A 12,809-nucleotide genomic window follows, 5' to 3' on the forward strand; every position below is an offset into this window, starting at 1 on the left:
CCACCGTGGGTGCTCCCGGTCTCGGGATCTCCTCCGGTCAGCCGGTTCGACGGGCCACAGGTTCGCGGGTGGCCGGAGCCGCTAGTGCCCCGCTTCGTCCCAGTCGCCGCCGCGGCCGATCTGCACGTCGAGCGGCACGGAGAGGTCGGCCGCGTCGGCCATGCGTGCGCGGACGATCTGCTCGACGGCATCCCACTCCCCCGCCGCCACCTCGACGACGAGCTCGTCATGGATCTGCAGCAGCACGCGCGAACGCAGGCCCGCGGCCGCGAGCTCGTCGCGGATGCGGAACAGGGCGACCTTCATGATGTCGGCGGCACTGCCCTGGATGGGGGCGTTGAGAGCCGCGCGCTCGGCGTTCTCGCGAAGGACGCGGTTCATGCTCGTGAGGTCGGGGAACGGGCGGCGCCGACCGAAGATGGTCTCGGTGTAGCCGTCCTGCCGCGCCTGCTCGACCGAGCCCCGCAGGTAATCGCGCACCGCGCCGAAGCGGGCGAAGTACTCGAGCATGAGCTTCTTGGCTTCGGACTGCTCGATGCGCAGCTGCTTCGACAGCCCGAACGCCGAGAGCCCGTAGACGAGGCCGTACGACATCGCCTTGACCTTGGTGCGCATCGCCGGGGTGACGTCTTCGGGTTCGACGCCGAAGACGCGCGCGCCGACGAAGCGGTGGAGGTCCTCACCGGAGTTGAACGCCTCGATGAGCCCCGGGTCGCCGGAGAGGTGCGCCATGATGCGCATCTCGATCTGCGAGTAGTCGGCCGTGAGCAGCGTCTCGTAGCCCTCGCCGACTTCGAACGCGGCGCGGATGCGCCGGCTCTCTTCGGTGCGGATCGGGATGTTCTGCAGGTTCGGGTCGGTGCTCGACAGACGCCCGGTCTGGCTGCCGGTCTGCACGTAGGTGGTGTGAATGCGGCCGTCCGCACCGGTCGCGGCGTCGAGGGCGTCGATGATCTGCTTCAGCTTGGTCGCCTCACGGTGGCGCAGCAGCAGGTCGAGGAAGGGGTGGTCGGCGCTCTCTTGCAGGTCGGCGAGGGCCGCGGCATCCGTCGTGTACCCGCTCTTCGTCTTGCGGGTCTTCGGCAGCTGCAGCTCGTCGAACAGCACCTCTTGCAGCTGCTTCGGCGAGCCGAGGTTGACCTCATGACCGATCGCTGCGTAGGCGTCGCGCGCCAGGGCGTCGGCGCGGGCGGCCAGCTCGCTCGAGAAGCTCGACAGCTTCTCGTGCGAGACGGCGACGCCGGCGAGCTCCATGTCGGCCAGGGCCGTGAGCGTGGGCAGCTCGATGTCGTCCAGCACCTCGGCGACGCGGCCGGGGAGCTCGGCCCGCTGGGCCTCGGCCACCCGGCGGGCGAACCACGACAGCTGCCCGGGGGTCGCCCCCTCGGTCTCGGGGACGAGCTGGGTGGGATCCGCCACGGGGAGCTTCTCGTCGAGCACGCGCTCCACGAGGTCGCCGAGGGTCTTGTCGGGGAAGCTCGGCCGCACGAGCCACCCCGCGAGCACGACGTCGAACGCGAGAGCGCCGACGGTCAGGCCACGGCGGGCCAGCGCCTTGATCTGCGGCTTCGCATCGGCGAACACCTTGGGGGCATCGGATGCCAGCCACGACGCGAGCGCGTCGCCCACGGCATCCGTCCACTCGGTCTCGACCGCGGCGTCGGCCGAGGCGAGACCGATCGCGGTGGGCTGCGAGCCCTCGAGCGTGACAGTGACGCCGACCGGGCCCTCGGCCGCGGCGGCCCAGGCTGCCAGGGCCTCGGCGTCGAGACGCGCGGGGGCCGGAGCGGTCGCGGTGGGGCGCTGTTCCTCTCCCTCGCCGGCGTCGACGCCGAGCGCGTCGAACACGCGCGGCAGCAGGGTGCGGAACTCGAGGCGCGCGAAGATGTCGCGCACCGCCTGGGCGTCGAGCGGGTGCATCTTGAGGTCTCGCGGGCCGACGGGCAGCTCGACGTCGCGCAGCAGACGGTTGAGGGTGCGGTTGCGGCGCACGCCGTCGATGTGCTCTCGCAGATTACCGCCCACCACACCGGTGATCTTGTCGGCGTTGTCGAGAAGCGCGTCGAGCGAGCCCCACTGCGTCAGCCACTTGACCGCGGTCTTCTCGCCGACCTTGGGCACACCCGGCAGGTTGTCGCTGGTCTCGCCGACCAGCGCCGCGATCTCGGGGTACTGCGCGGGCGGCAGGCCGTACTTCTCGATCACGGCGGCGGTGTCGTACCGCTTGAGCTGCGAGACGCCCTGCACGTTCGGGTAGAGCAGCGTCACGTCGTCGGTGACCAGCTGGATCGTGTCGCGGTCGCCCGAGCACACGAGCACCTCGAAGCCCTGTTCCTCACCCTGTGTGGCGAGGGTCGCGAGGATGTCGTCGGCCTCGAAGTCTTCTTTCGCGAGCACCGGCACGCCCATCGCACGCAGGCAGTCCTGCAGGAGAGGGATCTGGCCCTTGAACTCGGCGGGCGACTCGCTGCGATTCGCCTTGTACTCGGCGTACTCGCGGGTGCGGAACGACTGGCGCGAGGTGTCGAACGCCACGGCGAGGTGCGTGGGTTTCTCGGCCTTGACGAGGTTGACGAACATCGACAGGAAGCCGTAGATGCCGTTGGTGTGCTGGCCGTCCTTCGTCGAGAAGTTGTCGACCGGCAGGGCGTAGAACGCCCGATACGCCAGCGAATGGCCGTCGACGACGAGGAGAGTAGGCTTTTCGGCATCCGTCACCCCTCCAGCGTAACGAGAACCACGGACACTCCCCCGGCCCCGGCCCGATCGAAGGCGATGATGACCTCCACGACCCCCGACACGACTTCCGGCCTCGACTGGGCGAAGGAGCGCGGAATGGGCGCCCTGGCCGAGAAGATGGGCATCGAGTGGGTCGAGTTCTCGGTCGAGCGAAGCGTCGCCACCATGCCGGTCGAGGGCAACACGCAGCCGGTCGGCCTGCTGCACGGCGGCGCCTACGTGGTGCTGGGCGAGTCGCTCGGCTCCATGGCCGCGAATCTGTACGCCGGGGCGGGCAAACTCGCCGTCGGCATCGACATCAATGCCACGCACACCCGTTCGGCGACATCGGGGATCGTGACGGGCGTGTGCACGCCGGTCCACCTCGGCCGCTCGCTCACCGTGCACGAGATCGCCGTCTCCGACGAGCAGGGCCGCCGCTGCTCGACGATCCGCATCACCAACATGATCAAGGACGCCCCGCGTCCCTGACGCCGCGAAGCCCTCGAGCTCGTCGAAGGGTTCGCATCGAACGCGATGTCACGGTGGACCCGACAATCCCGGCCCCACCCGGTACACGTCGAAACGAAAAATGGATGCCACCGAAGCGGCATCCATTTGACGGAGGATTCTGACTAGGCCTTCTTGGGGGCCAGCTGCTCGATGATCGCCTTGGCGACGTCCTGCATGGTGAGGCGGCGGTCCATCGACGCCTTCTGGATCCAGCGGAAAGCCTCGGGCTCGCTCAGCCCCATCTTCTCGTTGAGCAGGCCCTTCGCGCGGTCCACGAGCTTACGGGTCTCGAAGCGCTCGACCATATCGGCGACCTCGGCCTCGAGCGTGATGATCTGCTCGTAGCGAGCGAGGGCGATCTCGATCGCGGGGAGCAGGTCGTTCGGCGTGAACGGCTTCACGACGTACGCCAGGGCGCCGGCCTCGCTGGCGCGCTCGACGAGCTCCTTCTGGCTGAAAGCGGTGAGGAGCACGACGGGGGCGATGTGGTTCTTGCTGAGCTTCTCGGCGGCGCTGATCCCGTCGAGCTGCGGCATCTTGACGTCCATGATCACGAGATCGGGACGAAGCTCGGTGGCGAGCTGGACGGCGGTCTCGCCGTCGCCGGCCTCGCCCACGACGTCGAAGCCGTTGTCGCGAAGGATCTCGACGATGTCGAGGCGGATGAGCGACTCGTCTTCCGCGACCACGACGCGTCGGGGGGCGGCCGGAGCGTTGGCCGGAACGGCTTCTTGATCAGTCACGGAACCATCCTAAGTCTGGTGGGGCGTGAAGCCCCGGATCACAGCCCGATCGCTCGGGTGCTGTCTCGGGTACCGGTGGTGGGACTCGAACCCACACGTCTTTCGACAGAGCATTTTGAGTGCCCCGCGTCTGCCATTCCGCCACACCGGCAGGTGTTGCGTACCCAACTTACCGGCGTGGACGCCGGGGTGGGAACGCGAAGGCGCGCGCCGGGCGGACCCGGCGCGCGCCTTCGAGGGTCAAACCTCTTTGTAGACCGGGGCCGCGCCGTGGACGGCGTCGCCGACGCGGTGCACGCGCAGGTCGTTCGTCGAGCCAGCGATTCCGGGAGGGGAACCCGAGATCACGACGACCTTGTCTCCCACCTCGGCCAGCTTGTGGCTCAGGAGATAGTCGTCGACCTGCAGGAACATCTTGTCGGTGTGCGACACGTGCTCGACCAGGGTCGAACGCACACCCCACGTCAGCGCGAGACGACGGCGGATGCCGGGCTCGGGCGTGAACGCGATCATCGGGATGGTCGAGCGCAGGCGCGACATGCGACGCGCCGAGTCTCCCGACTCGGTGAAGACGCAGAGGAACTTCGCCTCGACGAAGTCGGCGACCTCGACGGCGGCGAGGGTGATGGCGCCACCCTGCGTGCGGGGCTTGTTGGTCAGGGGTGCGATGCGCTCCAGGCCGTGCTCCTCGGTCGAGGCGACGATGCGGGCCATGGTCTCGACGACCACGACCGGGTAGTCGCCCACGCTGGTCTCACCCGAGAGCATGACCGCGTCCGCGCCGTCGAGGACGGCGTTGGCGACGTCGCTGGTCTCGGCGCGCGTGGGAACCGGGCTGGTGATCATCGACTCGAGCATCTGCGTCGCGACGATGACGGGCTTCGCCATGCGGCGGGCCAGCTCGACCGCGCGCTTCTGCACGATCGGCACGGCCTCGAGCGGCAGCTCGACGCCGAGGTCGCCGCGGGCGACCATGATGCCGTCGAACGCGTCGATGATCTCTTCGAGGTTGTCGACCGCCTGCGGCTTCTCGATCTTGGCGATGACGGGCACGTAGCGTCCCTCTTCGGCCATGATCTCGTGCACGCGCTCGATGTCTTTCGCATCGCGGACGAACGAGAGGGCGATGAGGTCGGCGCCGGCGTTCAGGCCCCAGCGGAGGTCCGCCTCGTCCTTCTCGCTCAGGGCGGGGACGTTCACGGCCACGCCGGGCAGGTTGATGCCCTTGTTGTTGGACACGGGGCCGCCGACGATGACCTTGGTGGTGACGACGGTGCCGTCGGTCTCGACGACCTCGACGCGGACCTTGCCGTCGTCGATGAGCAGGAAGTCGCCGGGGCGGACGTCCTGGGGCAGGCCCTTGAACGTGGTGCCGACGATCTCCTTGGTGCCGAGGATGTCCTCGATGGTGATCTTGAAGATGTCGCCGGGAAGCAGGTCGTGAGGGCCGTTCTCGAACTTGCCGAGACGGATCTTCGGGCCCTGCAGGTCGACCAGGGCGGCGACCGGGCGTCCGGCGTCTTCCGCCGCCTTGCGCACATTGGCGAAGTTGGCGTCGTGCACGGAGTAGTCTCCGTGGCTCAGGTTCAGGCGGGCGACATCGACGCCGGCGTCGATGATGGCGCGAACCATCTCATACGACGACGTGGCGGGCCCGAGTGTTGCGACGATCTTGGCGCGTCTCATCCGGTTTCAAGCTCCGTGAAATTTTCGGGAAGTGGCCGATCGGCCCTTGCCAGCTTAGGCGGGCAGGAGGCCGATGGCGACATCGGTCGGGCGCACCGGTGCGGGTAGCACCGTCTCGCCCATGAGGAACGTGTCGACCTCGGCGGCGGCCGCGCGGCCTTCGGCGATGGCCCACACGATCAGGGACTGTCCGCGACCGGCGTCGCCGGCGACGAACACTCCCGGGGTGGTGGTGGCGTAGGTCGCGTCGCGTTCCACGTTGCCGCGGTTCGTGAACTGCGTGCCGAGCTGGCTCTCGAGGTGCTCGCGCTCCGGGCCGGTGAAGCCCATCGCGATGAGCACCAGGTCGGCCGGGATCTCGCGTTCGGTGCCGCTCTTGGGCACGCGTCGTCCGTCGACGTACTCGGTCTCGGCCACGCGCAGGGCGCGCACCTCTCCCGCGGCGTTGCCGAGGAACTCCACGGTCGAGGCGAGGAAGGAACGCTCTCCGCCCTCTTCGTGAGCGGATGCCATCTCGAAGAGGTTCGGCATCATCGGCCAGGGCTGCTCGGCCGGGCGCTCGGACGGGGGCTGCTTGCCGATCGCGAGGTTGGTCACGCTCAACGCGCCCTGACGGTGCGCCGTGCCGATGCAGTCGGCTCCGGTGTCGCCGCCGCCGATGACGACGACGTGCTTGCCCTCCGCCGTGATCTGGTGCGGCACCTGATCGCCCGCGACGGCCTTGTTGCCCTCGACGAGGTATTCCATGGCGTAGTGCACCCCGTCGAGGTCGCGGCCCGGGATCGCCAGGTCGCGCGGCACGGTGGAGCCGGTCGCCACCACGACGGCGTCGTAGCGGGCCCGCAGGTCGCTCCACGACACGTCCTTGCCGATCTCGACGCCGGCGCGGAAGCGCGTGCCCTCGGCCTGCATCTGGCGAAGGCGCAGCTCGAGGTGGCGCTTCTCCATCTTGAAGTCGGGGATCCCGTAGCGCAGCAGACCGCCGATGCGGTCGTCGCGCTCGAACACCGCAACGGTGTGACCGGCGCGCGTGAGCTGCTGGGCGGCGGCGAGGCCGGCGGGGCCGGAGCCCACGACGGCGACCGTCTTGCCGGTCAGGCGCTCGGGCGGCTCGGGCTCGACCCAGCCGTTGCCGAACGCCTCGTCGATGATCGAGACCTCGACCTGCTTGATCGTCACGGCCGGCTGATTGATGCCGAGCACGCACGAGCTCTCGCACGGCGCGGGGCACAGGCGACCGGTGAACTCCGGGAAGTTGTTCGTCGCGTGCAGGCGCTCGATCGCCGCGCGGCCCTCGCCGCGCCACGTGAGGTCGTTCCACTCGGGGATCAGGTTCCCGAGCGGACAGCCCTTGTGACAGAACGGGATGCCGCAGTCCATGCACCGACCGGCCTGGCGCTTGATGACGGCCGAATCACCCGGCTCGTACACCTCTTTCCAGTCCATGATGCGCACCGGCACCGGCCGGCGCTGAGGGAGCTCGCGCTCCGTGACCTTGAGAAAGCCCTTCGGGTCAGCCACCCGTCACCTCCAGAATGCGCTTCCAGACGACGTCGCCGTCGGGGTCGAGCCCCTCGGTGACCGCCTCCTGGCGGGTCTGCAGCACAGCGGCGTAATCGCGCGGCAGCACCCGGACGAAGTTGTCCACCTCGGCCTCGAAGTCGTCGAGCAGACGACGGGCCAGCGTGGAATCGGTCTCTGCGACGTGCTTCTCGAGCAGGTCGCGGAGGATCTCGGCATCCCCCGATCCGAGGGAACCGAGCTCGAGCTCACCGGATGCCATGGCCTCGCGGTTCACCAGATCACGGTCGAGCTTGTAGACGTAGGCCTGGCCGCCCGACATTCCGGCGCCGAGGTTACGACCCGTGGCGCCGAGGATCACGGCGAGGCCGCCGGTCATGTACTCGAGCGCGTGGTCGCCCACGCCCTCGACGACCGCGGTGGCACCCGAGTTGCGGACGAGGAACCGCTCGCCGACGACGCCGTTCAGGAACATCTGCCCCTGCGTGGCGCCGTAGCCGATGACGTTTCCGGCGATGACGTTCTCGGAGGCCGCGAACGTCGAGCCACGGGGCGGGCGGACGACGATCGTTCCTCCCGACAGGCCCTTGCCGACGTAGTCGTTCGAGTCGCCCTCCAGGCGCAGCGTGATGCCGGCGGGCATGAACGCGCCGAACGACTGCCCGGCCGAGCCCGTCAGACGCACGTCGATCGAGTTCTCCGGCAGACCGTGCTCGCCCCGCGCCTTGGTGACGTGGTGGCCGAGCATGGTCCCCACCGCGCGAGCGGTGTTGCGGATCGGCAGGTCGATCGTGAGCTGACCGCCGTTGGCGATCACGTCCTGCGCGCGCTCGATGAGCTGTACGTCGAAGTGGTCCTCGAGCTCGTGGTCCTGGTTGCGGGCGTGGCGGCGCGGCTCGTCCTCGGCGAAGCGGGGTCCTTCGAGGATCGGCGACAGGTTGAGGCCCCGAGCCTTCCAATGCTGGATCGCCTCATTGGCATCCAGCAGCTCCGAACGTCCCACGATCTCGTCGATCGAGCGGAAGCCCATCGCGGCGAGGTACTCGCGTACCTCCTGGGCGATGAACTCCATGAAGTTGATGACGTACTCGGCCTTGCCGGTGAAGCGTTCGCGCAGCACCGGGTTCTGCGTCGCGACGCCCACGGGGCAGGTGTCGAGGTGGCACACGCGCATCATGATGCAGCCCGAGACGACGAGCGGGGCGGTGGCGAAGCCGAACTCCTCGGCGCCGAGCAGCGCGCCGATGATGACGTCTCGCCCGGTCTTCATCTGCCCGTCGACCTGCACGACCACGCGGTCGCGCATGCCGTTGAGCATGAGCGTCTGCTGCGTCTCGGCCAGGCCCAGTTCCCACGGGGTGCCCGCGTGCTTGAGCGAGTTCATCGGGCTCGCGCCCGTGCCGCCGTCCTGGCCCGAGACCAGGATGACGTCGCTCAGCGCCTTGGCGACACCCGCCGCGACCGCACCGATGCCCGACTGGCTGACGAGCTTCGTGTGGATGCGAGCCGAGGGGTTGGCGCGCTTGAGGTCGAAGATGAGCTGCTTGAGGTCTTCGATCGAGTAGATGTCGTGGTGCGGCGGCGGCGAGATGAGCCCGACGCCGGCGGTCGCGTGACGCGTGCGCGCCACCCACGGGTACACCTTGGTCGGCGGCAGCTGACCTCCCTCGCCGGGCTTGGCGCCCTGCGCGAGCTTGATCTGGATGTCGTCGGCCTTGGTGAGGTACAGGCTCGTCACTCCGAAGCGACCGGATGCCACCTGCTTGATGGCGCTGCGGCGCTCGGGGTCGAGCAGACGGTCGACGTCTTCTCCGCCCTCGCCGGTGTTCGACTTGCCGCCGATGCGGTTCATCGCGACGGCGAGCACCTCGTGCGCCTCTTTCGAGATCGAGCCGTAGCTCATGGCACCGGTCGAGAAGCGCTTGACGATGGCCGAGACCGGCTCGACCTCGTCGATGGGCACCGCGGGGCGGGTGCCGGTGCGCAGCCCGAAGAGACCGCGGAGGGTCTTGAGCTCGTGCGCCTGGTCGTCGATCAGCTGCGTGTACTCGCGGAAGATGTCGTACCGGCGCTCGCGCGTGGCGTGCTGCAGACGGAACACCGTGTCGGGGTTGAACAGGTGCGGGGCCCCGTCGCGGCGCCACTGGTACTCGCCACCGGTCCACAGCCGCTCGTGCGCCCGCGCCGCCGCGTCCTGCGGGTAGGCGTACTCGTGGCGTGCGGCGTTCTCGGCCGCGATGACGTCGAGGCCCACACCGCCGAGCTTGGTCTCGGTGCCGGTGAAGTAGGCGTCGATGAAGTCGCGCGACAGGCCCACGGCCTCGAACACCTGGGCTCCCGCGTACGACGACACCGTCGAGATGCCCATCTTCGACATGATCTTCAGCACGCCCTTGCCGAGCGCGTAGATCAGGTTCTTGACGGCCTTCTCGGGGGTGACGTTCGTGATGAATCCGGCACGCACGAGGTACTCGACGGTCTCCATCGCCAGGTACGGGTTGACCGCCGACGCGCCGTAGCCGATGAGGGTCGCCACGTGGTGCACCTCGCGCACGTCGCCGGCCTCGACCACGAGACCCACCTTCATGCGCGTCTCTTTGCGGATGAGGTGGTGGTGGACGGCCGCGAGCATGAGCAGCGACGGGATCGGCGCCAGATCCTTGTTCGAGTCGCGATCGCTGAGCACGATGAACTCGGCGCCGTCCTCGATGGCCTGGTCGACCTCGGTGCACATCTGCGTGAGGCGCTTCTGCAGCCCCTTGTGCCCGGCCTCGACGCGGTACAGGCCGCGGATCGTCACCGACGACCGCCCCGGCAGGGCCGTGTCGATGTGCTGGATCTTGGCCAGCTCGTCGTTGTCGATCACGGGGAAGTCGAGCGTCACCGTGCGGGTGTGCTCGGGACCCCAGTCGAGGAGGTTGCGCTCGGGGCCGAGACCCAACGACAGCGAGGTCACGACCTCTTCTCGGATCGAGTCCAGCGGCGGGTTGGTGACCTGCGCGAACTGCTGCGAGAAGTAGTCGAACAGCAGGCGCGGGCGGTCGCTGAGCACCGCGACGGGGGCGTCGCTGCCCATCGCGCCGAGAGGTTCGGCACCCCCCTGGCCCATCGGCGTCAGCAGGATGCGCACTTCTTCTTCGGTGTAGCCGAAGGTGCGCTGTCGACGCGTGATCGAGGCGATGGGGTGCACGATGTGCTCGCGCTCGGGCAGCTCGCTGAGCTTCACCCGACCCTTGTCGACCCACTCGCCCCACGGGTGGAGGGCGGCGAGGTCGGACTTGATCTCCTCGTCGTCGACGATGCGGCGCTGGGCGGTGTCCACGAGGAACATGCGACCGGGCTGGAGGCGTCCGCGGCGCTTGATGCGCTCCGGCGCGAAGTCGAGCACGCCGGTCTCCGAGCCGATGACGACAAGGCCGTCGGTGGTCTCGGTCCAGCGCCCCGGACGCAGGCCGTTGCGGTCGAGGGTCGCACCGACGAGGGTGCCGTCGGTGAAGATGAGGGCGGCGGGTCCGTCCCAGGGCTCCATCTGCATGGAGTGGAAGTCGTAGAAGGCGCGCAGGGCGGGGTCGATCGTCGCCTGCTTCTCGTACGCCTCGGGGACCATCATCATGATCGCGTGGGGCAGGCTGCGGCCGGTGAGGGTCAGCAGCTCGAGGACCTCGTCGAAGGATGCCGAGTCGCTGGCGCCCTCGGTGCAGATGGGCAGCAGCGGGCGCACGTCGCCGATCAACTCGGACTCGAGCTGCGACTGGCGAGCCCGCATCCAGTTGCGGTTGCCCTTGACGGTGTTGATCTCGCCGTTGTGCGCGAGCATGCGCAGCGGCTGCGCGAGCGGCCACGACGGGAAGGTGTTGGTCGAGTACCGCGAGTGCACGACCGCGAGCTCGGATGCGAAGCGCTCGTCCTGCAGGTCGGGGTAGAACGGCTCGAGCTGGAGCGTGGTGACCATGCCCTTGTAGCCGAGCGTCCGACTCGACAGCGAGACGAAGTACGCCTCGAGCTCGTGCCGCGCGCGCTTGCGCAGGCGGTACACCCGACGGTCGAGCGCGATGCCCGAGAGCGCCGGCTGGTCGCCCGTGGCGGGGCGTGAGACGAAGAGCTGCTCGAATGCCGGGCGGGCCTCGTAGGCGAGCTTGCCGAGGTTCTCGTGCTCGACCGGCACCTCGCGCCAGCCCAGCACCTCGAGGTTCTCGTGGCGCGCGATCTCTTCGATCCCCGCCTTCATCGCGGCGCGCTCGTCGTGGCCGAGCGGCAGGAACACCATTCCGGCGGCGTACTCCCCCACCGGCGGCAGGTCGAAGCCGACGACCGCGCGCAGGAACGCGTCGGGCATCTGGGTCAGGATGCCGGCACCGTCACCGGTGCCCGCGTCGGAACCGATGGCACCGCGGTGCTCGAGGTTGCGCAGCGCCGTCAGCGCCAGATCGATGATGTCGTGTCCGGCTTCGCCGCGGAGAGTGGCGACCATGGCGAGGCCACAGGCGTCTTTCTCGAACGACGGGTCGTACATTCCCTGGCGGGCGGGGAATGCGCCTCCGACGGTGTCGGAACGCAGGCTGGAAGCCATATCAACCGTCCTCACGTTGATGCTTCGAATGGGACGACGTCGGCCCAGGAAATTAGTTCGTGGCGGGGCTGCTTGTGGCGCTGGTGCCGACGGTGTCGCTCGTCGCGGGCGGCTCGCTCACGTCGACGAAGTCAGAGGGGTCGCCTGAGTCTACAGCCCCCGAAGCCTTCGATTCGCGCCCGGGCACGTACGGCGACGGCTCGTAGCCGTGGTGACGACGCGACTGCACGGCGAAGATGACGATGCCGAGGATGACGCCGAAGATGGCCGCCCACACGTTGGTACGCAGGCCCAGGATGATGTCGCTCGGGTCGACGCGGATGGATTCCCAGACGATACGGCCCGCGGAGTACCAGACGAGGTAGATCGCGAACTGCTTTCCCCACTGCAGGGTGAAGCGCTTCCCGACGTACAGGATCACCGCGGCGCCGAGCAGGTTCCAGATGACCTCGTACGCGAAAGTCGGCTGGAAAAGCGTGCCCGATGGCAGTCCGACGGGGATGGCCGGGTTGCCCGCGGCGATCTCGAGGCCCCACGGGAGGTCGGTGGGCTGGCCGAAGAGCTCCTGGTTGAACCAGTTGCCGAAGCGGCCCATGGCCTGGGCGATGATCAGGCCGGGAGCCAGCGCGTCGGCGAAGGTCCAAAAGCGGATGCCGGTCCATCGGCATCCGATGATGGCGCCGATCGCACCGCCGATGAGGGCGCCGTAGATGGCGATGCCGCCCTCCCAGATGGCCCAGACGGAGCCCGGCTGCGTGATGTTCCACGGGTTGGAGCCGGGGCCGAAGTAGAAACCGGCGTGCGTGGCCACGTGGTAGATGCGTGCGACGACGATCGCGAGCGGAACCGCCAGCAGGCAGATGTCGATGACGACCCACTTCTCGGCACCCCGACGCGTCAGGCGCGCGTTGGTCAGGAAGACCGCGACGATGATGCCCGCGACGATGCACAGGGCATAGAAGTGGATGCGGAGCGGACCGAGGTCGACGTACGAGATGGTCGGGCTCGGGATGCTGGCGAGCACGCCGGAGGCGGCGCTCGAGAGGGCGAACGTCATG

7 protein-coding genes and 1 tRNA gene are annotated in these 12,809 nt (G+C 68.7%); 1 reads left to right on the forward strand and 7 read right to left on the reverse strand.

What is annotated here, in order from left to right; translation table 11 throughout:
- Positions 1-81: 81 nt before the first annotated feature.
- A complete protein-coding gene (gene polA, locus QE416_RS12580; RefSeq protein ID WP_307316671.1) occupies positions 82-2,718 on the reverse strand; it encodes a DNA polymerase I in 2,637 nt (878 codons plus the stop codon).
- Between the two features lie 60 nt (positions 2,719-2,778).
- Here polA and QE416_RS12585 point away from each other — a divergent pair, with 60 nt between their 5' ends.
- Positions 2,779-3,210 carry a hotdog fold thioesterase gene (locus QE416_RS12585; RefSeq protein ID WP_307316672.1) on the forward strand — a complete coding sequence of 144 codons (432 nt, stop codon included), beginning with the start codon at positions 2,779-2,781 and terminating at the stop codon, positions 3,208-3,210.
- Positions 3,211-3,353: 143 nt separating this feature from the next.
- Here QE416_RS12585 and QE416_RS12590 read toward each other — a convergent pair whose 3' ends face one another.
- The 6 genes from QE416_RS12590 to lgt all read right to left on the reverse strand — a co-directional run bounded on the left by QE416_RS12590 (position 3,354) and on the right by lgt (position 12,808).
- Complete coding sequence (locus tag QE416_RS12590; protein ID WP_115918621.1) at positions 3,354-3,974, reverse strand: ANTAR domain-containing response regulator; 621 nt, start codon at positions 3,972-3,974, stop codon at positions 3,354-3,356.
- A 70-nt stretch (positions 3,975-4,044) separates the two neighbouring features.
- A tRNA-Leu gene (locus QE416_RS12595) sits at positions 4,045-4,125 on the reverse strand.
- An 89-nt stretch (positions 4,126-4,214) separates the two neighbouring features.
- A complete protein-coding gene (gene pyk / locus QE416_RS12600; RefSeq protein WP_210075209.1) occupies positions 4,215-5,660 on the reverse strand; it encodes a pyruvate kinase in 1,446 nt (481 codons plus the stop codon).
- 54 nt (positions 5,661-5,714) lie between these two features.
- Positions 5,715-7,181 carry a glutamate synthase subunit beta gene (locus QE416_RS12605; protein WP_267787371.1) on the reverse strand — a complete coding sequence of 489 codons (1,467 nt, stop codon included), beginning with the start codon at positions 7,179-7,181 and terminating at the stop codon, positions 5,715-5,717.
- The gene (gltB, locus tag QE416_RS12610; protein ID WP_210075205.1) at positions 7,174-11,751 is read right to left on the reverse strand and encodes a glutamate synthase large subunit; all 4,578 of its coding nucleotides are present in this window, start codon (positions 11,749-11,751) and stop codon (positions 7,174-7,176) included. The genes QE416_RS12605 and gltB overlap by 8 nt, the downstream gene beginning before the upstream one ends.
- 52 nt (positions 11,752-11,803) lie before the next feature.
- Positions 11,804-12,808, reverse strand: coding sequence for a prolipoprotein diacylglyceryl transferase (gene lgt, locus QE416_RS12615; protein WP_267787369.1), 1,005 nt, complete (start codon positions 12,806-12,808; stop codon positions 11,804-11,806).
- Position 12,809 lies beyond the last annotated feature (1 nt).

Origin of the sequence: Microbacterium sp. SORGH_AS_0421 (assembly GCF_030818635.1) — a bacterium.
Taxonomy (GTDB): domain Bacteria; phylum Actinomycetota; class Actinomycetes; order Actinomycetales; family Microbacteriaceae; genus Microbacterium.